We start from the raw sequence: 19,999 nt of genomic DNA on the forward strand, positions 1-19,999 counted from the left end.
GCGGCATGCCTGACGATGCCTCAATACCGCCCACTCCGCCGTCCACCGCCCTCCCCGTGCGCCGGCTGGACGCCCGGAGCCTGCGCGGTCTGGCGCACCCGCTGCGGATGCGCATCCTGGACCTGCTGACCCTCGACGGCCCGGACACCGCGACCGGGGTGGCCCGGCGCCTTGGCGAGAACACCGGCACCGTCAGCTGGCATCTGCGCCACCTCGCCGACCACGGCTTCATCGAGGAGGAGACCGGCCGGGGCACCAAACGCGAACGCTGGTGGCGGGCGGTCCGGGTCTCCCGCCACCTGGACACCGTCGAGTTCCGCGACGATCCGGACACCCGCGGGGCCCTGTCGGTCTACCTCCACGAGATCGTCCAGCGGGACTTCCACCAGGTCGTCACCTACCTCACCGAGGACTGGGAGCCGGAGTGGCGCAACGCCGGCACCCTCGCCCGCTGGCCGGACCTGCGCCTGACGGCCGACCAACTGGCAGCGCTCAACGCCGAGTTGGCGGCCGTCGTCGAACGGCACCGGGCGGCGGCCCTGGACGCGAAGGCGAACGCGGACGGGAAAGGGAAAGAGGAGGGGGAGGGGGAGGGGGAAGGGGCAGGGAACGTGGTGGACGGCGCGCCGGAGCGACCCGTCCTCGTCCAGGTGCAGTCCTTCCCGCGCAAGGAGAGGGACGGCGGGGACGGCGGCGCGCGATGAGCGGACTGCTCCGCCGGCACCGCGACTTCCGGCTGCTGTGGTGCGGCGAGACGGCCGGGAAGTTCGGGGCCGCGGTCACCAACGTGGCCATGCCGCTGGTCGCGGTGTCCACGCTGCACGCCTCCACCTTCGCGGTCGGACTGCTCGCCGCCACCGGCTGGCTGCCCTGGCTGCTGATCGGCCTCCCGGTCGGCGTATGGGTGGACCGGGTCCGCCGCCGCCCCCTGATGCTCGCCTCCGCCGCGCTGTCCCTGGCGCTCTTCGCCGCCGTCCCCGTCCTGGCCCGGTACGGCGGGCTCGGTCTGGGAGCGCTGCTCGCGGTGGCCCTGCTGACCGGCGGCGCCGCGGTGGTCTTCCAGACCGCCTACAGCGCCTACCTCCCCACCCTGCTCGACCCCGCCGACCGGGCCGAGGGCAACGCCAAGCTGCACGGCAGCGCCTCCGCCGCGCAGATCGCCGGGCAGGGCACCGCCGGCCTCCTCACCCAACTGGTCGGCGCGGTGGGCGGCTTGCTGGCCAACGCCGCCACCTTCCTCGTCGCGCTGCTGTGCCTGCTCGGCATCCGGCACCGCGAACCCCACCCGGCGGAACGCAACGGCGGCCGCGCAGCGCGCTCCCTGCCCGCCGAGGTCGCCGAGGGGGTGCGGCTGGTCGCGGGCGACGTGTGGTTCCGTACGCTGACGCTCTTCGGCGCGCTCTCCAACCTCGCGCTGATGGGCTATCAGTCGCTGGTCGCCGTCTTCCTGGTGCGCGAGGTCGGCCTGCCGTCCGGTGCCGTCGGCGGGCTGCTGGCGCTGGCCAGTACCGGCGGGATCGCGGGCGCGTTCCTGGTGCGCCGCGCCGCCGCCCGGCTCGGCACCGCCCGCGCCATGCTGCTGTACGAACTCGGCCTGCCCGGCGCCGCGTTGCTCATCCCGCTGACCACCCAGGGTGCCGGCACCCTGCTCTACGTGGCGGGCAGCTTCGGGGTCAGCGCGGGCGTGGTGGGCGGCAACATCCTCAAGGCGGGCTTCCAGCAGCGGTACTGCCCGCCGTCCCTGCTCGGCCGCCTGGTCGCCAGCAGCGCCTTCCTCAACTACGGGACGCTGCCGCTGGGTGCCCTGCTCGGCGGGGCGCTCGGCTCCGCCCTCGGCGTCCGCACCGCGCTGTGGATCACCACCGCCGGTGTGCCGCTCGCCGCCCTGACCCTGGTCCTCTCACCGGTCCGTACCGTGCGGGACCTCCCGGAGCACCGGACGGAGGACGCGCACCACGCCGACGGTCCCGAACCGGAGGAACGGGACGGGGCGGCGGCCCGCAACTGAGCCGGCCGGCCCGCGCCCGGGACCCGTCACGCCCCGGGCCCCGGCAGCGCCACCTCGAACCGGCAGCCCGCGCCGGCGTTCCGTACCGTCGCCCGGCCGCCGTGGGCCTCCACGATGCCGCGCACGATCGCCAGGCCGAGGCCCGCACCGGCCTGGCCGTCCGCGCGCGGGGTGCGGGCGCTGCCGCCGCGCCAGCCGGTGTCGAAGACCCGGGCCAGGTCCTCCGGCGGGATGCCGCCGCAGCCGTCCTCGACGGCCAGCACCACCCGGTCCGCCTCCTGCCGGGCGCTGACCGCGACGGTCCCCTCGGCCGGGGTCGCCCGGATCGCGTTGACCAGCAGATTGCCCAGGACGCGGGTGATCTGCTGGGCGTCCACCCGCACCGGCAGCGGCGCCACCCCGCCGTCCACCAGCCGCACCCCGCCCGCCCGCGCCAGCGGCCGGGCCCCGGTCAGCGCGTCGTCCACCAGGTCGTACACCGACACCCGCGACAGGGTCAGGGCCAGCGCCCCGGCCTGGATCCGGGACAGCTCGAAGAGGTCGTCGACCATGGCGGACAGCCGCTCCACCTCGATCCGGATCCGCGCGTGGTAGCGCGCCGGGTCCTCGGCGACCTCGTCCTCCAGTGCCTCGGCCATCGCCCGCAGTCCGGCGAGCGGGGTCCGCAGATCGTGCGAGATCCCCGCGATCAGCTCGCGCCGGGAGCCGTCCAGCGCCCGCTCGCGCTCCCGGGCCGCCGCCAGCCGGGCGCTGGTCTCCTCCAACGCCCGTGACAGCGCGGCCAGTTCGGCCGTCGGTGGCTCGTCCGGCGCGACGAATCCGCCCTCGCTGCCGACTGTACGCGCCGACCGCGCCAGCTCCCGGCTGCCCGCCGCGATCCGCCGGCCGAAGAGCAGCGCGGCCGCCAGCGACACCACCCCGGACACCGCCACCACGGCCATCACCACGCCCAGGTCGTGCCCCGACAGGAACATCGCCTGGGCGACCGCCACCGTGCCCGCGGCCATCGCGGCCACCGCCAGCGCCGCCACCGCGAACAGCGACAGCGCCACCGAACGGCGCCGCAGCGCCCGTACCGCGGGCGCGGCGAGCAGCCCCACCAGCGCCGCGCCGAGCGCCGCCAGCGCCACGATGACCAGGAAGTCCGTCATGGCAGACACCCCTCGTCCGCCTCTCCCGGCCCGGGGGAGCCCGTTGCCGGATCGAAGCGGTAGCCCGCGCCCCAGACCGTCGTCACCAGCCGGGGCGCCGCCGGATCCGACTCGATCTTCTCGCGCAGCCGCCGCACATGGACGGTCACCGTCGACAGATCGCCGAACTCCCAGCCCCAGACCCGGTGCAGCAGCTCCTCCCGGGAGAAGACCCGCCCCGGGTGGCGCATCAGGAAGACCAGCAGATCGAACTCGCGGGCGGTGAGGGCGAGTACGCGTCCGGCACGGTCGGCCCGGCGGCCCTCGGGGTCGGCGGTCAGGTCCCCGGCCCGCAGGACGGGCGCGGGCGCCGCGGCCGGCGGCGGGGACTCGGCGCGGCGCAGCACCGAGCCGATCCGCAGCACCAGTTCCCGCGGGCTGAACGGCTTGGTCACGTAGTCGTCCGCGCCCAGCTCCAGCCCGAGGATGCGGTCCGCCTCCTCGCCGCGGGCGGTCAGCATCACCACCGGGACCGCGGGCCCGTCGTCGGCGCGGCGCAGCCGGCGGCACACCTCCAGGCCGTCCAGGCCGGGCAGCATCAGGTCCAGGACGACCAGGTGCGGCCGGAAGGCCGCGGCCCGGTCCAGCGCGGCGAACCCGTCGGCGGCGTGCTCGGTGGCGTATCCGGCGCGGGAGAGATAGCCGGTGACGACCTCGGCGACGGTCGGATCGTCCTCGACGACCAGGACGCGCCGGGGCGGCCCGGGTGCGGGGGCGGGCGGGGGAGCGGCGGGCGGCGGTTCGTGGTGCACGGGTCAGCGGGCCCTTCCCGGGAGAGACCTCATGGCCCCAAGCCAACACCACCGGGCGCCGCGGCGCGCGGCCCGGCCCGCGTCCGTAAGACTCCGGTAACCGGCGCGAGGGATGACGGCGGGTGGGGTGACGGCGGGGCGGGGCGACCGGCGGCAGGAGCCGGACGCCGGGGAGGACGCGTGGCCTCAGTCCGCCAGTCCCTCCCGCACCCGCCGCGACACCGTGATCGTGTACAGGTCCAGGACGCCCGGCGGCTCGGCGAGGCCGGGACCGCCGGCCCGGATCCAGGCGGCGATGTCCGCCAGCGCGTCGTCGTCGTTGACCAGGCCCAGCCACACCGGGCGGCCGCCCGCCGCCCTGCCGGCCGGTGAGGGCTGTACCACCACGACGTTCGCCTGGTCGCAGACGTCCAGGCAGTCCGAGGCGCGCACCGGTGCCGCCCCGTCCAGGGCCGCCCGCAGCCGGGGTATCTGACCGGTGTGGTCCACGCCCGGGATCTTGGCCGCATCGCCGCAGCAGCAACCGCGGCAGACGGTGACCCGGCAGGACGCCGCGGCCGCGGTGGCCGGGCGGCCGGCACGCTTGTTGATCATCCGGCCCATGCTACGCGGCCCCGCCCGGCACCGCCTCGGCCCCCTGCGCCTTCCCGCCACATTCCGCCCGGGCCCCGGCCGGGGGTAGGAACGCCCGTCGCCGGGATAGACATCCGACCATGCCCATAACCGACTCCCAGCCCGACTCCCCGTCCGGCTCCCGGCCCGTCCCGGCCCCCATCGACGACATCCCCGGCCCGGCCGGCCTCCCCCTCCTCGGCTCGATGCTCGACCTGCGCCGCGACTCCCTCAGCACGTTCGAGAGGGCCCGGCGCGCACACGGCGACGTGGTCCGCCTGGAGGCCGGACCGCCCGGCCTGCGCAGCGTGTTCCACGCCGTCTTCGCGCCCGAGGGCGTCCAGCAGATCCTCGCCTCCCAGGCCGCCAACTTCCGCAAGGACCACCCGCTGTACGAGGAGGTCCGGCAGGCGTTCGGCAACGGCCTGCTCACCAGCCAGGACGCCGACTACCTCCGGCAACGGCGGCTGGTGCAGCCGCTGTTCACCAAGCGCCGGGTGGACGGCTACGCCTCGGCCGTGACGGGCGAGGCCGCCACCGTCGTCGACCGCTGGCGGACCGCCGAGGACGCCACCGTCGACCTGGTCCCCGAGATGAACCGGCTCGCGCTGCGCACCGTCGCCCGGATCCTCTTCGGCCTGGACGCCGAGGAGGCGGTGACCGCCATCCACCGCTGCGCCCCGGTCATCAACGCCTACGTCGTGCAGCGCGCCTACGTGCCGGTGAAGATCCCGCGGCACTGGCCGACCCCGGGCAATCTGCGGGCGCGGGCCGCCATGGACGAACTCGACGCGCTGTGCGACCGGATCATCGCCGGCCGCCGCGCGGCGGGCGGAGCGGCGGACGGCCCGGACGACGCCGAGGGCGAGGACCTGCTCTCGCTGCTGGCCGCGGCCGGCAACGCCGAGGACGGTTCGCTGGACGCCACCGAGATCCGCGAACAGGTGCTGATCTTCCTGCTGGCCGGCCACGAGACCACCGCGACCTCGCTGGCCTTCACCCTGCACCTCCTCGCCCGCCACCCCGAGGAACAGGCCCGGGTCCGGGCGGAGATCGACCGGGTGCTGGCGGACCGGGTGCCCACCGCCGCCGACCTGGACCGGCTGCCGTACCTGACGCAGGCGCTCAAGGAATCCATGCGGCTCTACCCGGCGGCACCGGTCGTCAGCCGGCGGGCCGTGGAGGCCACCGAGATCTGCGGGTTCCGCATACCGGCCGGTGCGGACGTGGTGGTCGCGCCGTGGGTGACGCACCGCGACCCGGCGCTGTGGCCGGACCCGGAACGCTTCGATCCGGGCCGGTTCGCACCCGAGCGGGAGGCGGACCGGCACCGGTACGCCTGGTTCCCCTTCGGCGGCGGTCCGCGCGCCTGCATCGGGCAGCACTTCTCCATGCTGGAGTCGGTGCTCGCGCTGGCGACCCTCCTGCGCGAGTACGAACTGCACGCCGTGGACGAGGAGGTGCCGGTCGCCGCCGGCATCACCCTCCAGCCGACCGGCCCCGCCCGGGTGCGGCTGCGCCCGCGCGACGGGGCGGGGGAGTAGGGCCGGGTTTCCGGGGACGCCGGCGCGACACACCGCCCCCGGCAAACGCAACGAAAAATGCGTTTGCCTTTTCGCGGCGTCCCCCGTACCGTCTTCCTCGGCCCCATTGCCGCCGATTGGAGAAGGCCGTTGCTCGTCTGAGGTCTTGAGACACCGCGCGCACGCGTACGCCCTGACGTACCGCGTGGCGCCGTCCGTGACCTCGGCGTGCCCGACCGGCGTACCCCGGCGCACCCGGCCCTTCGGCGTCCCCCCGCGGTGTCTCCCGCGCAGCTTCCGCACACCTTCCGCGCACCCAGGAGACCCGTATGTCCCAGACCCCCGCATCCCGCGCCGCCTCCGCCGCGTCCCTCGTCTGCTCCGGCCTCGGCTTCGGCTGGCCCGACGGCAGCCCCGTCTTCGAGGACTTCCAGCTCACCGTGGGCCCCGGCCGCACCGGCCTGATCGGCCTCAACGGCTGTGGAAAATCAACCCTGTTGAAGCTCCTCGCGGGCGAGCTGACCCCGTCCGCGGGCAGCGTGCGGACCACCGGCGAGATCGGCTACCTCCCGCAGCACGCCCCCCTCGACACCGCGCTCCGCGTCGACCAGGCACTCGGCATCGCCGCGACCCGCGCCGCCCTGCACGCCATCGAGAACGGCGACCCGAGCGAGGAGCACTTCACCGTCATCGGCGACGACTGGGACGTCGAGGAGCGGGCCCGCGCCACCCTCGACCAGCTCGGACTGACCGGCATCGACCTCGACCGCACCATCGGCGAGATCTCCGGCGGGGAATCCGTCCTGCTCCGGCTGGCCGCCCTGCTGCTGCGCCGGCCGGACGTCCTGCTGCTCGACGAGCCCACCAACAACCTCGACCGGGCCGCCCGCGAGCGCCTGTATACCGCGGTCAACGGCTGGTCCGGCGTGCTCGTCGTGGTCAGCCACGACCGGGAACTCCTCGGCCTGGTCGACCGGATCGCCGACCTCCGCGGCGGCGAGATCCACTGGTACGGCGGCAACTTCGACGACTACGAACGCGCCCTGGCCGCCGAACAGGAGGCGGCCGAACGGATGGTGCGGGTCGCCGAGGCCGACGTCCAGCGCCAGAAACGCGAACTGTCCGACGCCCACCTCAAGTTGGCCCGCCGGGTCCGCTACGGCAACAAGATGAGCGCCAACAAGCGCGAACCCAAGATCGTCATGAACGAACGGAAGAGGGAGGCCCAGGTCTCCGCCGGCAAACACCGCATCCTGCACACCGAACGCCTCAAGGAAGCCAGGGACCGCCTCGACGAGGCCGTCGAAGCGGTCCGGGACGACGACGAGATCCGCATCGACCTGCCGCACACCGCCGTCCCGCCGGGCCGCGGCGTGCTCACCCTGCGCGACCTGCGCACCCGCTACGGCGCCCGCGCCGACCTGGACGTGCACGGCCCCGAGCGGATCGCCCTCACCGGCCGCAACGGCTCCGGCAAGACCACCCTCCTGCGCACCCTCGCCGGGGAGATCCCACCGGAGTCCGGCACCGCACAGACCCACGTCCCGCACCGCTTCCTCCCCCAGCGACTGGAGGTCCTCGACCACGACCTGACCATCGTCGAGAACGTCGCCCGCTTCGCCCCGGACGCCACCAACAACCGCATCCGGGCCCGGCTCGCGCGCTTCCTCTTCAAGGGCGCCCGGGCCGACCAGCGGGCCGGCACGCTCTCCGGCGGTGAACGCTTCCGCGCCTCGCTCGCCGCGCTGATGCTGGCCGAGCCCGCCCCGCAGCTGCTGCTGCTCGACGAGCCGACCAACAACCTCGACATGGCCTCGGTCCGCCGGCTGGTCACCGCCCTGGAGTCCTACGAGGGCGCGCTGGTGGTCGTCAGCCACGACCTGACGTTCCTCCGGGAACTGGGCATCACCCGCTGGCTCGCCCTGGAGGACGGTGAACTCACCGATATCGCCCCGCTGTAGGACCGCGGCGCACGGCGGCGGGCCCGCTCGGTAAATGCGTTGCCGCCGCCCTTCCCGTGGCCCATGATCCTCCTCATGACCTACAGGAAGGGCGGCCACCGCCCCACCCGATGACCACGCGGACGCCGGGCCAGGACCCGGCCTCCGCCCCGTCGACCGCCTCCGGCCCGTCGAACGGTGCCACTCCGTCGACCGCCCCCGGTCCCGACCACCCGTCGGAGCTCACCGCGGCGGTCCTCGACGGATCCGTCCTCTCCCCGGGCACCCCGGCCAGAACCGCCGTCTTCGAGGCGGTCGGCGCCGACCCCGACGGCCCGGTCACCCGCGAACTGCTGGCGCTCGCACGGCATGTGAGCCCCGCCGTACGCCGTACCGTGCTCACCCTGCTCGGCGAGCTCACGCACGGCCGGACGCCCTGGCCGGCCCCGGTCGAGGCGGCCGGGGCCCGGCTCCACGACCCGGACCCGGACGTCCGCCGGGCCGCCGCCAGGCTCCTCGTACGCACCGGCGCCGCCGACCGCGCCCGTACCGCCCTCGGCGAACTCACCGACCCCGTCACCCGGATCGCCCTGGCCGACGCGCTGCTCGGCACCCCGGGCACCTCCTGCCCGCCCGGCCCGCTCCGCACCGACCCGCTCCCCGAGATCCGGCTGCTCGGCTGCCTGGAGGAGCTGGCCACCGCCCCGCGCGAACAGTGGCCGGAACTGGACGCCCAGACCCTGGCGGAGGTCACCGCGCTCACCGCCCACGACGCCGACCGCGGCTACTCCGTCGGCTCCCGCTGGGGCCGCGCCCTGTACCGCCAGGAACGCGAAGCGGACTGCTACGCCACCGCCCCCCGGCTGCTGGCCGGCGATGCGGGCGCCTACGGGCGACGGGTCGGGGTGCAGCTGGCCCACCGGGCCTTCCAGGAGTGGCGGGCCGCCCCCGACACCCTCGCCCCGCACCTCGTCCGGCTGCTGCCCACCGCACCGCCCGACCTCCGCACCCTCGTCGTGCACGCCCTGTGCGCCTCCCGCACGGCCACCCGCCGGTCCGCCGACGCCCTGGCCGCCCTGCTCCCGGACCCCACCACGGCCCCGGCCGCGGACCCCGCCGGCCCGGGCGCCGGCCCCTTCGACGCCGTCGCCTGGGAGGTCACCTACGCCCTCGCCACGACCGGCGACCCGCGCGCCGCCCCGTACGTCCACGCCCTGCTGACCGCCGGCGCCCGCCCGCCCGGCATGCTCGCCGCGCTCCGCGGCCTGCTCCGTGCCGGAGCCGCCGACACCGGCCAACTGGCCGCCTACGCACGCACGTTGCTCCGATCCGACACCGGAGACGCCCGCTCCCTCGCCCTCGGCGTCCTCGACGCCCTCGATCCGGCGGCCGCCGCCCCCTGCGTCCCCGACCTCCTCACGGCGCTGCGTAACGCGTGCGAGACGGCCGAGGCCCGCGGCGCCGCACTGGCCACCTGGCCCGAGCTCTCACTCGTCGGCACGCTCGGCCGGATCGGCCCGCCCGCGGCCGCCGCGGTGCCGCTGCTCACCACCCTCACCCGCGACTCCCGACGGCGCCCCGGCCACGGCGCACTGGCCCTGGCCCGGATCACCGGCGACCGGGCGCCCCTGGAGACCTATCTGCGCACCCATCCACCGGAGGGCCGCCGCCCCACCGCGGACCACTCCGCCCTCTTCCAATGGCTGCTCGACCACGGCGGCCTCGACCCCGAGCAGTCCGCGCGGCTGCGCGGCGCCGTCCTCGGGCGCGGCGGTGCCATGCAGGTCCGCGGCTCCCTCGTGCTGTGGCGGAACGAGGGCCCGCCGGTGGCCGCGGAACTCCTCGCCGTACTCCCGGACTACCTCGACGACGACCTCTTCGGGCCCGTCGCGATGACCACCCTGGCCGCCATGGGACCGCACGCCCGTCCCGCGCTCCCGCACCTGCGCGCGCTGATCGACCGGCGCACCCGGCTCCCGCTCCACGCCGGTTCCGAGGACGCCGACCTGCGCGCCGACGAACAGCTCCTGGAAGCCGCCGAGCGCACGGCGGCGGCCCTCACCGGAGGAGACGGGCGTTAGCCCGCCCCCGGGGACGAGGCGGACCGCACGAACAACGCCAGGCTCTCCCCGCACTGCGAATGCAGCGGTGTGGGGAGGGCGTCCGGCGGGCACCACCTCAGCGCGTCGAACTTGTGCGGTTCGCCGATCGTCACCTCGTCCGGTGCCACCCGCACCGCGAAGACCACCGCGACCCAGTGCGAGTCCACCGGATCGCCGCGCAGCACATTGCGCACACCGAGCCGCTCGATGCCCAGCGGCCGGGTGCCGTACTCCTCGTACACCTCGCGCGCCACCGCGGCCTCGAAGGTCTCGCCGAACTCCAGCGCCCCGGCGCCGCAGTCCCACGTCCCCGGTTCGTCCCGGGCCCCGGCGCTCCGCCGCGCCAGCAGCACCCGCCCCGCCCCGTCATGGCACACGAACACGCACGACACCCCCGGCCGCCGCACCGCACCGGTTCCTTCTCCCACGTCGTCCCTCCTCACGTCCCGTCGGTGCCCGCCCTCAGAAGTGCCGCAGCAGTTCGTGGAACGCCGACAGCCGCAGCACCTTCTTGTCGTCCGGGTCGAGCTCGTCGTGCTCCAGCACCCAGGTGTGCTGGTGCGGGATGAACACCGCGTTCAGCCCGGCCGAACGCGCCGGCAGGATGTCCGACTTGGGGGAGTTGCCGATCATCCAGGTCTCGTCCGGCACCAGGTCGTAGGCGCGCTTCAGCCGCTCGTACGTGGTGACGTCCTTCTCCGGCACGATGTGCACCCCGCGGAAGTGCCGGGTCAGCCCTGAGGCCGTCACCTTCCGCTCCTGCTCCTCGGCGTCGCCCTTGGTCAGCAGCAGCAACTCGTGCCGCCGCGCCAGCTCCGCCAGCGTCTCGGCCACCCCGGGCATCAGCTCCACCCGGTCCCCGGCGAAGGCGGCCGCCCACCCGGCGATCCGCGCCGTCTCCTCGGCCGTCGCGGCCCGCCCGCGCAGCCGCGCCACGCACTCGCCCAGGCTGTGCAGGAAGACCTTGCTGCCGTACCCCAGCGTCGGCGCGTTCGCGGCCTCGATCCCGTCGAGCACCGTCCGCACCGCCGCCCGGTCGAGCCCCGGCCGCACCATCCACTCCAGGAACTCGTCGATGACCCGCTCGAAGATCACGTTGTTCTCCCACAACGTGTCGTCCGCGTCAAAGATCAGCATCCGGCCAGCCCTTCGCCCCAGTTCACCAACCCCCGCACCCTACGGACGCCGGGCCCCCGCCCGCACCGTAAATTCCGCCGGCGGACGTCAGCCGGCCGCAGCCCCCGGCCACGCCGCCAGCCGCAGCCCGCTCTCGAACCGGCGCTCCCGCCCGTCCACCGGGTCCCGGAATTCCAGCGCCCTCGCCAGCAGCTGCAACGGCGCCCCGAAGTCCTCGGCGGCCGCACCACCGGCCTCCGCCGCACCCGCCGCGTCACCCCCGCCCGGATACAGCGGATCATGGAGGATCGGCAGCCCCAGGCCGTTCATGTGCACCCGCAGCTGATGCGTCCGCCCGGTCGCCGGCAGCAGTCGGTAGCGCCCGAGCCCGCCCCGCCGCTCGACCAGCTCGATCCGGCTCTCCGCGTTCACCGCCCCGGGCACCTCCCGCGCCGCCGGCACCCCGCGCTCCTTGACGATCCGGCTGCGCACGGTCACCGGCAGCGCCACGCCCTCGTCGTACCGCGCCACCGCCTCGTACTCCTTGCGCACCCGGCGCCCGCCGAACAGCCCCTGGTACGCACCCCGGTCCTCGGGCCGTACGACGCACAGCACCAGCCCCGCGGTCAGCCGGTCCAGCCGGTGCGCGGGCTGCAGCGCCGGCAGTCCGAGCTCGCGCCGCAGCCGGGCCAGCGCGGTCTCGGTGATGTGCTGCCCGCGCGGTGTGGTGGCCAGGAAGTGCGGTTTGTCGGCGATCACGATCCGTTCGTCCCGGTGCACGATCCGCACCTCGAACGGCACCCGCGCCTCCGGCGCGAAGTCCCGGTGGAACCACACGTACCGCCCCGCCCGGTACGGCTCGCCGCCGCTCAGCGCCCCCTCGACGCCCACGAACCGGCCCGTGCGCAGCATCTGTGCCACCCGCCCGGCCCCGATCGCCCCGCCGAACCGCGCCACGAGATGCTCCCCGACCGTGCCCCACGCCCCGTCCGGATCGGCCGGCAGCCGTATCCGCACCGGATCGATCCCGTCACGCTGCGGCAACGGGGCGGGCGGCACGGGGGAGCGGCGTCTCACGGGATCTCCGGGCGGGCGTAAACGTCGAAGCGATGAACATCGAAGCGATGAACATCGAAGGTATGACGTCGAAGCGATGAACGTCGGAAAACACCGAGGCCCGCTCGGCCGGTGCCAAGCGGGCTTCGATAGTGATGTGTGTCCGAGGGGGGACTTGAACCCCCACGCCCGATAAAGGGCACTAGCACCTCAAGCTAGCGCGTCTGCCATTCCGCCACCCGGACCAGGTGTCTGCCGGTGCGGCCTGCGCCGTTCCGACGTGGAAAACAATAGCAAACGTTCGGGGGTGGTCGATCATCCGTACATGTGACCGGGCGCGGGCCTGTGACCAGCGGATGTCGGGAGTATTGCGGCCTTGGGCACAGCGCGGCCGGGGTGGAGGATGGCGGTGGACCCCCGCCGCGGACCGGGCGCCTCGGGGCGCGCGACGCGGCCGTGAACCAAGAGGAGGCAGCGTGAGCGAGTCACAGCCGGCCCGTACGGTGACCGGCGAGGACGAGGTCGTCGACCTGTGCCGGGACCTGATCAGGATCGACACCAGCAACTACGGCGACCACTCGGGCCCGGGTGAGCGGGCCGCCGCCGAGTACGTCGCGGAGAAGCTCGCCGAGGTCGGCCTGGAGCCGCGGATCTTCGAGTCGCACAAGGGGCGCGCGTCGACCGTCGCCCGTATCGAGGGCGAGGACCGCTCCCGGCCCGCGCTGCTCATCCACGGGCACACCGACGTCGTGCCGGCCAACGCCGCCGACTGGACCCACGACCCGTTCTCCGGGGAGATCGCGGACGGGTGTGTCTGGGGGCGCGGCGCGGTCGACATGAAGGACATGGACGCGATGACGCTGGCCGTCGTCCGGGACCGGCTGCGCACCGGCCGCAAGCCGCCGCGGGACATCGTGCTGGCGTTCCTCGCGGACGAGGAGGCCGGCGGCACCTACGGCGCGCGGTACCTCGTCGACCACCACCCGGAGCTCTTCGAGGGGGTGACCGAGGCGATCAGCGAGGTCGGCGGCTTCTCCTTCACGGTCAACGAGCAGCTGCGGCTGTACCTGATCGAGACGGCCCAGAAGGGCATGCACTGGATGAAGCTGACCGTGGACGGCTCGGCCGGCCACGGCTCGATGATCCACAAGGACAACGCGATCACCGAACTGTCCGAGGCGGTCGGGCGGTTGGGGCGGCACGAGTTCCCGGTGCGGGTGACCAAGACGCTGCGGGTCTTCCTGGACGAGCTCGGCGACGCGCTGGGCACCGAGCTCGACCCGGAGGACATGGACGGCACGCTGGCGAAGCTCGGCGGCATCGCCAAGCTGATCGGCGCCTCGCTCCGGAACACCGCCAACCCCACGCAGCTGGGCGCCGGGTACAAGGTCAACGTGATCCCGGGCCAGGCCACCGCGCACGTCGACGGGCGCTTCCTGCCCGGCTACGAGGAGGAGTTCCTGGCCGACCTGGACCGGATCCTCGGCCCGCGGGTCAGGCGCGAGGACGTGCACGCGGACAAGGCGCTGGAGACCACGTTCGACGGGGCGCTGGTCGAGGCGATGCAGTCGGCGCTGCAGGCCGAGGACCCGATCGCGCGCGCGGTGCCGTACATGCTGTCCGCCGGTACGGACGCCAAGTCGTTCGACGATCTGGGAATCCGGGGATTCGGCTTCGCGCCGCTGAAGCTGCCGCCGGAGCTGGACTTCGCCGGAATGTTCCACGGCGTGGACGAGCGGGTTCCGGTGGACGGACTGAAGTTCGGGGTGCGGGTGCTCGACCGGTTCATCGAACAGAGCTGAAACCCGCGGGAAGAGGGGTCGCCGAAGCCGAAATCGGCGCGGATTTCCTGCCGTTCGCGCCGGTGTCGCCGGAAAGAGTGAACACTTTGATGTGTTCGTAGCTTCAACGTCCTTTTCCTCGTTGCAGGGTGTGCGGTCCGCGGCTGGGGCCGCATTGCCCACGAGGAGGAACAATGCTGAAGAAGATCGTCGCTGCTGCGGCGGCCACCGGTGGTCTGGTGCTCGCCGGTGCCGGCCTGGCCGCCGCCGACGCGGGTGCCCAGGGCGCTGCCGTGCACTCTCCGGGCGTCGTGTCCGGCAATGTCGTCCAGGTGCCGGTGCACGTTCCGGTGAACGCCTGCGGCAACACGATCTCCGTGGTCGGTGTGCTGAACCCGGCCTTCGGCAACTACTGCGTCAACAAGTGACTTTCTGGCGCCGTTTGACGTTGTACCTGCACCCGTAAGGGTCTGATCCGGTTCGGCTCCAGAATGCGTGGCACGCATTCCGGGGCCTCTGGGTATTTCGGTGGGCGAGCGGATGATCCCCCGGTCTCCCCGGGGGATCGTCGCGCGCACGCAATTCCTGTAAGGCACTAGGCAGGGGAACTATTTATGAGACAGGTCGCAAGAAAGGGCCTGATCACCATGGCGGCGGCGGGCGGCGTACTCGCCGCGGTCGCCGGCTACGCACACGCGGATGCGGGGGCCGCCGGTGGCGCGGTGAACTCGCCCGGCGTGGGATCCGGCAACAATGTCCAGGTACCGCTGCACGTCCCGGTGAACGCCTGTGGCAACACCGTCAACGTCATCGGTCTGCTGAACCCCGCGTTCGGCAACCACTGCGCCAATGACGTCGGCGGCCGGCACCACGCGGGTGGCCACCACCAGGGTGGGCACCCGGGCGGGGGTGGCCACCACGGTGGCGCCGGCGCCGCGGGCGGCACCGCGAACTCGCCCGGTGTGGGCTCCGGCAACAATGTCCAGGCGCCGGTCGACGTCCCGGTCAACGCCTGCGGCAACAGCGTTTCCGTGGTCGGTCTGCTGAACCCGGTCTTCGGCAACGACTGCGCCAACGAGGCGCCGGCGCCGGGCCGTCCGCACCAGCCGGGCCAGCCCCACCACCCCGGCAACCCGCAGCACCCGGGGCATCCGCACCACCCCGGGAAGCCGCACCACCCGGGTACCGGTGACCACCCGCACCACCCGCACCACCCGCACCACCCGGGCAAGCCGCACCAGCCGGAGCAGCAGCACCCGGGCAAGCCGCACCACCCGGGGAAGCCCCAGCACCCGGGGAAGCCGCACCAGCCGGCGACCCCGCAGCAGGGCGGCGGGCACACCCCGGCGGCGCAGTCGCAGACCGCGCCGCACAGCCAGGTGGTGCCGGCTCCCCGGCAGCAGCTCGCGGAGACCGGCGCCGGCGCTGCCGGTTACGCGGTTCCGGCCGCGGCCGGGATGCTGCTCGGAGGTGCGGTGCTGTACCGCAAGGCGCGTGCCGTCCGCCGGTGAACGGCGGCGCACACGCGGCGATCATGCGGTGATCAGCGTTCCGTGACGAGCGGTGGCTGAGCGCGCACGAGCGCACCATTGAGCGGGCCCTGCCGAGGCGGGGCCCGCTCTGCTGTTCACGCGCCGGTGGTGGTCACCACGTGGCGCGGAGCTGTCGGATGATCCGGCGGCGCAGCCGCACCTTGCGGCTGCCGTCCGGGTTCAGACGCAGACGGTCCAACTCCCAGTGTCCGTACTCGGCATGGTCGGTCAGCAGGCGTGTGGTGGCCTTCCGGGAAACGCCCCGTGGCACGTACACATCGCAGAATTCGTATTCCGGCATCGCATCTATTGTGCGGGACCGGCCCCGGTACGGATAGCGTCTGCACTATGTCTGATGCTGCGCAGCCTTCCGCTGCCGAGGTACGTGCCGCCGCCGAGGCGGTCAAAGCCGCGCTGGACCGTCACCTCGACGCGGTCGAACGCCGCTCGGGGCAGGACGATCCGGCTGTCTACGCCGCGTTCGACGAGCTCGCCGCCGCGGCCGAGGTGTACGACGAGCTGCTCTACGACACCTACGACGAGGTCACCCCCTTCGAGATCCCCGGCAGCGACGCGCTGCCCGCCTACGCGGGCCCGGAGGATCCCAGCGCGCTCAGCGTGCTGATCCGGCGCGACTACACCGTTGCCGAACCGCAGCGGCTGCTGCACCAGGCGCAGCGCATCGCGGACCTCGATCCGGACGCCGCCGACGAAGCGGCGGGACCCTCCGTGGACGCCGCCGCGGTCGTCGGCAGCAGCGTCCACGCGGCGCTGGGAGTGCTCTTCGGGGAGTTCGAACCGGACGAGATCGCCTCCCGGCACAAGGAGTTCGGCCTGGAGGAGGGCGACTCCACGCTGTGGGTGGCGGCCGCCGACGAACCGGCCGAACCGGGGGAGTGGCTCTCCGCGCCGTTCGACCAGGCGGACCCGCAGCGGGTGGTGTGCCGCTTCGACGTCAGCGCCGTCTTCGACGAGGAACTGGGCGACGACGACCTGCTGGAGCCGCTCGACCGCGAGAGGTGAGGGCGCAGGCGGCCGCCCCGCTCCGGGCGGTCGCCCGCACCCTGCCTCATGCCGGGGCATCCTCCGCGGCCGGCACGCTCTGCTGCCCGAGCAGCGTCCGCAGCCGGGTGGTCCGCTCCTTGACGGGCAGCTCGGCGACCGCACGGGCCAGCGCCTGATCGGCGCCCTGCACCACCGACAGATGCCGCTCACCGCGGCCGAAGGCCGTGTAGACCCAGGCGCGGGTCAGCCCGCCCGTGGCGTCCCCGGGCACCACGACCACCGCGGCCGGCCAGCGCATCCCGGCCGCCTGATGGGCGGTGAGCGCCCAGCCGTGCCGGACCGCGCCGCCGACCCGCTCGCGCGGCACCACGACGGCGGTCCCCGCGCAGTCCAGATGCAGCCCCGCGGCGTCGGCGCCGGTGACCGTGCCGGGCAGCGTACGGCCGGGGGCCGGGGCGTAGGCCACGCGGTCGCCGGGGTCGAAGCCGCCGAACCGGCCGGGGCCGGGGTTGAGCCGCTCCTTGAGCGCGGCGTTCAGCGCCCGGGTGCCGGCCGCGCCGCCGTGTCCGACCGTGATGACCTGGGTGTCCTCCGGCGGGACGCCCAGCGCCCGGGGCACGGAGTCGGCGACCAGCTGGACGGCGCGGTGCACCGCCTCGCCGGCGTCCCGCACCGGGACGATCACCACCTCCTTGCCGGGCGCCTCGACCTGGCTCAGCTCACCGATGCCGATGCCGGACACCAGCTCGCCGATCGGGCCGAAGTCCGGGGTGCGGGACGCGACCTGGGGGCAGAAACGGGCCGCGAGGACGTCGGCGAAGAGGCGGCCGGGTCCGGCGGACCACAGGACGCCGGGATCGCCGCTGAGCACCAGCCGCGTCCCGTCGGTCAGCGACTCGACGAGCAGGGCCGCGGTCTCCAGATCCAGCTGCGGGGCGTCCAGCACCACCAGCAGATCCAGCGCGAGGGCGCCGTCCGCGTCCCGGCCGGGGCCCTCCTGCCCGGACAGCAGCCCGGCGACCGTCACCGCCGCCCCCGACCCCGCGGAACCGGCCTCCGGGCCCGCCTCGGGGGCGAGTGCGGCGAGGTCGGCGGCCAGCCGGCCGCGGCCGCTGTCGCTGTGGGTGGCGCCGAAGGCCCGCAGGCCCAGCGCACGGGCCGCGGCGATCAGCGCGGCGGGCTCGGCGCGGGCCGCCTCGGCGCCCGTGTGCGCCACCAGGCCGCTGTGCGCGGCGGCACGGATCAGCTCCGCGGCCGACGGCGACGGCGCGGCGGCGGCCGCCGCCTCCCAGTCGGCGGCGGAGGGACGGACCGGCGCCACCGGGATGTCACCGTCCTCCGGTGCGACGTCGTCCGCCCGCCCGTCGGCGTCCGCGGAGCCGGAGCCGGACTCGGCGTCCGCCGCACCGGATGCGGTGTCCGCGGCACCGGAGTCCGGGACCGGCTCGAAGGTGTTGAGCAGCCGGGCCAAGCCGTCGGCGACGCTCTCCTCGGCCATGGCCCAGCGGTCCAGGCCCAGCAGGATCCGGACCGGCCGCTCCTCCTCGTCCTCGTCCGCCGCGGGCCGGGCCCGGCCCGGTTCCTCGATCGCGTCCTGGAAGACCAGCACGGCGCCCTCGGCGATGGCGCTCTGCAGGGCCTCGTCGGGGTCGGGCACCTGGCGCTGCGCGAGCGCGTCGCGCAGCGCGCCGGCCTCCAGCGCGGAGTGCCCCGCGACCGCGGCCTGCTCCAGCAGCCAGCCGACCAGCGCCTGGCCGCGGCGCTCGTCGCCCGGGCCGGCGGAGCCGCCGAGCAGCGCCCGCGCGAAGCCGTCGGCCTGCTCGGGCCGCACGCCCGGCACCCCGAGCAGCTGCCAGGGATCCTCGCGCAGGACCTCCGCGGCCCGCTCCCCGAGCACTTCGGCGGTCCGCTCCGCGAGGGTCTCGGGGGCTCCGCCCGCCCGCAGGACCTGACGTACGCCGTCGAGGCCGGGTGCGGGGGCCGGGAGAGGGGCGGCCGGGGCGGCGGCCGGGCCGCCCACGGGCGGGGCGGGCGGTGCGGCCGGTGCGGGGGCGCGGTGCGCGGGGGCCGGCTCCGGGGGCGGGCCCGCCGATCCGCCCCCGGGTGCGGGGCCGGCGGGCGCCGGGGCCGCCTTGGCGGGTGCGGCCGGCCTGGCGGGGCGCGGGGCGTCGGCGAAGAACGACGCGGCCGAGCGCTCGCCGCTCTCCACGGCCCGGACGGCCGCCGCCAGCGCCGCCGCGGTGGCCTTGCCGGCCGGGGGCGCCGCGGCCGGCGCCTGGCTCACCGTCGCGCCCGGGTCCGCCGCCGGCGCCCCCTCGGGCGTGGGGGCCTCCGCGGCCCCGGGTGCGGCCTCCTGCCCGGGCGGTGTGTCGCCGGCGGGGCGGTCGGTGCTCACAGCGTGCTCCAGTCGTGATCGGGGTAGTGGTGCACCGGAGCCGACACATCGTCCAGCGCCCGGCGGATCTCGTCAGGAAGACTAAGGGCCTCCACTGACAACGCCGCTCTGAGCTGCTGTGCCGTGCGGGCGCCCAGGACCGGCGCGGTCACCCCCGGACGGTCCCGGAGCCACGAGAGGGCGACCTGGAGCGGGGTGACGGCCAGTCCGTCGGCGGCGGTGGTGACGGCCTCGACGACCCGGCCCGCCGTCTCGTCGAGATACGGCGCGACGAACGCCGCCAGGTGCTCCGAGGCGCCGCGCGAGTCGGCCGGGGTCGCATGGCGGTACTTCCCGGTCAGCACGCCCCGGCCCAGTGGTGAGGACGGCAGGACGCCCATCCCGAGGTCGAGCGCCGCGGGCAGCACCTCGCGCTCGATGCCGCGCTGCAGGAGGGAGTACTCCATCTGGGTGCTCGCCAGGCGGTTGCGCACCCCGGGCGCCGCGAGCTGCCAGGTGGCGGCCTTGGCCAGCTGCCAGCCGGAGAAGTTCGACAGGCCCACATAGCGCGCCCGGCCGCTGGTGACCGCGAGGTCGAGCGCCTGGAGGGTCTCCTCCAACGGCGTGTGCGGGTCGAAGGCGTGGAGCTGCCACAGGTCGACGTACTCGGTGCCCAGCCGTCCCAGGGAGGCGTCGAGGGCGCCGAGGAGATGGCGCCGGGAGCAGTCCACCCGGCGGTCGGCCTCCAGCACGCTGCCGGCCTTCGTCGCGATCACCAGGTCCTCGCGCGGAACCAGCCCCTCCATCAGCCGGCCGAGGAGGTACTCGGCACCGCCGTCGGCATAGATGTCGGCGGTGTCGACGAGCGTGCCGCCGGCCTCCCAGAACGTCTTGAGCTGGTCGGCGGCTTCCTGCTCGCCCGTGTCGCGGGCCCAGTTCAGGGTGCCGAGCCCGAGCCGGGACACGCGAAGGCCCGTTCGGCCGAGGTGCCTTTGCTCCATGGGCCCT

General features: G+C 74.7%; 17 protein-coding genes, 1 tRNA gene and 2 pseudogenes. 10 read left to right on the forward strand and 10 right to left on the reverse strand.

What is annotated here, in order from left to right; translation table 11 throughout:
* The first annotated feature begins 5 nt into the window (after nucleotides 1-5).
* Complete coding sequence (locus tag V2J85_RS27150; RefSeq protein WP_330823033.1) at nucleotides 6-704, forward strand: helix-turn-helix domain-containing protein; 699 nt, start codon at nucleotides 6-8, stop codon at nucleotides 702-704.
* A complete protein-coding gene (locus tag V2J85_RS27155) occupies nucleotides 701-2,008 on the forward strand; it encodes an MFS transporter (RefSeq protein WP_261952396.1) in 1,308 nt (435 codons plus the stop codon). Before V2J85_RS27150 ends, V2J85_RS27155 begins: the two co-directional genes overlap by 4 nt.
* A 26-nt stretch (nucleotides 2,009-2,034) precedes the next feature.
* On the opposite strand, the gene V2J85_RS27160 is transcribed toward V2J85_RS27155, so the two are convergent.
* The 3 genes from V2J85_RS27160 to V2J85_RS27170 all read right to left on the reverse strand — a co-directional run bounded on the left by V2J85_RS27160 (nucleotide 2,035) and on the right by V2J85_RS27170 (nucleotide 4,544).
* The gene (locus tag V2J85_RS27160) at nucleotides 2,035-3,159 is read right to left on the reverse strand and encodes a sensor histidine kinase (protein ID WP_261952397.1); all 1,125 of its coding nucleotides are present in this window, start codon (nucleotides 3,157-3,159) and stop codon (nucleotides 2,035-2,037) included.
* Nucleotides 3,156-3,950 (reverse strand): response regulator transcription factor, encoded by a 795-nt coding sequence (locus V2J85_RS27165; RefSeq protein WP_330823034.1) that lies wholly within the window; start codon nucleotides 3,948-3,950, stop codon nucleotides 3,156-3,158. Before V2J85_RS27165 ends, V2J85_RS27160 begins: the two co-directional genes overlap by 4 nt.
* 186 nt (nucleotides 3,951-4,136) lie before the next feature.
* Nucleotides 4,137-4,544 (reverse strand): (2Fe-2S) ferredoxin domain-containing protein, encoded by a 408-nt coding sequence (locus tag V2J85_RS27170; RefSeq protein ID WP_261952399.1) that lies wholly within the window; start codon nucleotides 4,542-4,544, stop codon nucleotides 4,137-4,139.
* A gap of 119 nt (nucleotides 4,545-4,663) precedes the next feature.
* On the opposite strand from V2J85_RS27170, the gene V2J85_RS27175 reads away from it, so the two are divergent.
* The 4 genes and pseudogenes from V2J85_RS27175 (at nucleotide 4,664) to V2J85_RS27185 (ending at nucleotide 10,106) form a co-directional block, all read left to right on the forward strand.
* Complete coding sequence (locus V2J85_RS27175; protein ID WP_330823035.1) at nucleotides 4,664-6,106, forward strand: cytochrome P450; 1,443 nt, start codon at nucleotides 4,664-4,666, stop codon at nucleotides 6,104-6,106.
* A 308-nt stretch (nucleotides 6,107-6,414) separates the two neighbouring features.
* A pseudogene (locus tag V2J85_RS41430) lies at nucleotides 6,415-6,942 on the forward strand (ATP-binding cassette domain-containing protein); the annotation flags it as partial.
* A 582-nt stretch (nucleotides 6,943-7,524) separates the two neighbouring features.
* Nucleotides 7,525-8,046: pseudogene (locus V2J85_RS41435) on the forward strand (ATP-binding cassette domain-containing protein); the annotation flags it as partial.
* Between the two features lie 110 nt (nucleotides 8,047-8,156).
* A complete protein-coding gene (locus tag V2J85_RS27185) occupies nucleotides 8,157-10,106 on the forward strand; it encodes a HEAT repeat domain-containing protein (protein WP_330823037.1) in 1,950 nt (649 codons plus the stop codon).
* On the opposite strand, the gene V2J85_RS27190 is transcribed toward V2J85_RS27185, so the two are convergent.
* The 4 genes from V2J85_RS27190 to V2J85_RS27205 all read right to left on the reverse strand — a co-directional run bounded on the left by V2J85_RS27190 (nucleotide 10,103) and on the right by V2J85_RS27205 (nucleotide 12,544).
* Nucleotides 10,103-10,555 (reverse strand): NUDIX domain-containing protein, encoded by a 453-nt coding sequence (locus tag V2J85_RS27190; protein ID WP_330823038.1) that lies wholly within the window; start codon nucleotides 10,553-10,555, stop codon nucleotides 10,103-10,105. The genes V2J85_RS27185 and V2J85_RS27190 overlap by 4 nt on opposite strands.
* A 34-nt stretch (nucleotides 10,556-10,589) precedes the next feature.
* The gene (locus tag V2J85_RS27195; RefSeq protein WP_261952404.1) at nucleotides 10,590-11,264 is read right to left on the reverse strand and encodes an HAD family hydrolase; all 675 of its coding nucleotides are present in this window, start codon (nucleotides 11,262-11,264) and stop codon (nucleotides 10,590-10,592) included.
* 87 nt (nucleotides 11,265-11,351) lie between these two features.
* Nucleotides 11,352-12,320: a pseudouridine synthase gene (locus V2J85_RS27200; RefSeq protein WP_330823039.1), complete on the reverse strand. Its 969-nt coding sequence runs from the start codon at nucleotides 12,318-12,320 to the stop codon at nucleotides 11,352-11,354.
* A 139-nt stretch (nucleotides 12,321-12,459) separates the two neighbouring features.
* A tRNA-Leu gene (locus V2J85_RS27205) sits at nucleotides 12,460-12,544 on the reverse strand.
* A 231-nt stretch (nucleotides 12,545-12,775) separates the two neighbouring features.
* On the opposite strand from V2J85_RS27205, the gene V2J85_RS27210 reads away from it, so the two are divergent.
* The 3 genes from V2J85_RS27210 to V2J85_RS27220 all read left to right on the forward strand — a co-directional run bounded on the left by V2J85_RS27210 (nucleotide 12,776) and on the right by V2J85_RS27220 (nucleotide 15,591).
* Nucleotides 12,776-14,101 (forward strand): M20/M25/M40 family metallo-hydrolase, encoded by a 1,326-nt coding sequence (locus tag V2J85_RS27210; RefSeq protein WP_330823040.1) that lies wholly within the window; start codon nucleotides 12,776-12,778, stop codon nucleotides 14,099-14,101.
* 173 nt (nucleotides 14,102-14,274) lie between these two features.
* Nucleotides 14,275-14,508: a chaplin ChpH gene (gene chpH / locus V2J85_RS27215; protein WP_261952407.1), complete on the forward strand. Its 234-nt coding sequence runs from the start codon at nucleotides 14,275-14,277 to the stop codon at nucleotides 14,506-14,508.
* A 186-nt stretch (nucleotides 14,509-14,694) separates the two neighbouring features.
* Nucleotides 14,695-15,591, forward strand: a complete 897-nt coding sequence (locus V2J85_RS27220) for a chaplin (RefSeq protein ID WP_330823041.1) — start codon at nucleotides 14,695-14,697, stop codon at nucleotides 15,589-15,591.
* Nucleotides 15,592-15,724: 133 nt separating this feature from the next.
* Here V2J85_RS27220 and V2J85_RS27225 read toward each other — a convergent pair whose 3' ends face one another.
* Nucleotides 15,725-15,913, reverse strand: coding sequence for a DUF5703 family protein (locus V2J85_RS27225; protein ID WP_030416245.1), 189 nt, complete (start codon nucleotides 15,911-15,913; stop codon nucleotides 15,725-15,727).
* A gap of 47 nt (nucleotides 15,914-15,960) precedes the next feature.
* On the opposite strand from V2J85_RS27225, the gene V2J85_RS27230 reads away from it, so the two are divergent.
* A complete protein-coding gene (locus V2J85_RS27230) occupies nucleotides 15,961-16,635 on the forward strand; it encodes a hypothetical protein (RefSeq protein ID WP_261952408.1) in 675 nt (224 codons plus the stop codon).
* A 46-nt stretch (nucleotides 16,636-16,681) separates the two neighbouring features.
* Here the strand turns inward: V2J85_RS27230 and V2J85_RS27235 are convergent, their stop codons facing one another.
* Nucleotides 16,682-19,012 carry a helix-hairpin-helix domain-containing protein gene (locus V2J85_RS27235; protein ID WP_330823042.1) on the reverse strand — a complete coding sequence of 777 codons (2,331 nt, stop codon included), beginning with the start codon at nucleotides 19,010-19,012 and terminating at the stop codon, nucleotides 16,682-16,684.
* Nucleotides 19,009-19,992, reverse strand: coding sequence for an aldo/keto reductase (locus tag V2J85_RS27240; protein WP_330823043.1), 984 nt, complete (start codon nucleotides 19,990-19,992; stop codon nucleotides 19,009-19,011). The genes V2J85_RS27235 and V2J85_RS27240 overlap by 4 nt, the downstream gene beginning before the upstream one ends.
* Between the last annotated feature and the right edge of the window lie 7 nt (nucleotides 19,993-19,999).

The sequence above is a fragment of the Streptomyces bugieae genome, assembly GCF_036352915.1.
In the GTDB taxonomy this organism is placed as follows: Bacteria; Actinomycetota; Actinomycetes; order Streptomycetales; family Streptomycetaceae; genus Streptomyces; species Streptomyces endophytica.

Excerpts from the sequence above, each read along its gene's own strand:
- chpH (WP_261952407.1), top strand. The coding sequence starts at position 14,275 with ATGCTGAAGAAGATCGTCGCTGCTGCGGCGGCCACCGGTGGTCTGGTG.
- V2J85_RS27225 (WP_030416245.1), bottom strand. The coding sequence starts at position 15,913 with ATGCCGGAATACGAATTCTGCGATGTGTACGTGCCACGGGGCGTTTCC.
- V2J85_RS27185 (WP_330823037.1), top strand. The coding sequence starts at position 8,157 with ATGACCACGCGGACGCCGGGCCAGGACCCGGCCTCCGCCCCGTCGACC.
- V2J85_RS27175 (WP_330823035.1), top strand. The coding sequence starts at position 4,664 with ATGCCCATAACCGACTCCCAGCCCGACTCCCCGTCCGGCTCCCGGCCC.
- V2J85_RS27240 (WP_330823043.1), bottom strand. The coding sequence starts at position 19,992 with ATGGAGCAAAGGCACCTCGGCCGAACGGGCCTTCGCGTGTCCCGGCTC.
- V2J85_RS27195 (WP_261952404.1), bottom strand. The coding sequence starts at position 11,264 with ATGCTGATCTTTGACGCGGACGACACGTTGTGGGAGAACAACGTGATC.
- V2J85_RS27155 (WP_261952396.1), top strand. The coding sequence starts at position 701 with ATGAGCGGACTGCTCCGCCGGCACCGCGACTTCCGGCTGCTGTGGTGC.
- V2J85_RS27170 (WP_261952399.1), bottom strand. The coding sequence starts at position 4,544 with ATGATCAACAAGCGTGCCGGCCGCCCGGCCACCGCGGCCGCGGCGTCC.
- V2J85_RS27150 (WP_330823033.1), top strand. The coding sequence starts at position 6 with ATGCCTGACGATGCCTCAATACCGCCCACTCCGCCGTCCACCGCCCTC.
- V2J85_RS27220 (WP_330823041.1), top strand. The coding sequence starts at position 14,695 with ATGAGACAGGTCGCAAGAAAGGGCCTGATCACCATGGCGGCGGCGGGC.
- V2J85_RS27160 (WP_261952397.1), bottom strand. The coding sequence starts at position 3,159 with ATGACGGACTTCCTGGTCATCGTGGCGCTGGCGGCGCTCGGCGCGGCG.
- V2J85_RS27230 (WP_261952408.1), top strand. The coding sequence starts at position 15,961 with ATGTCTGATGCTGCGCAGCCTTCCGCTGCCGAGGTACGTGCCGCCGCC.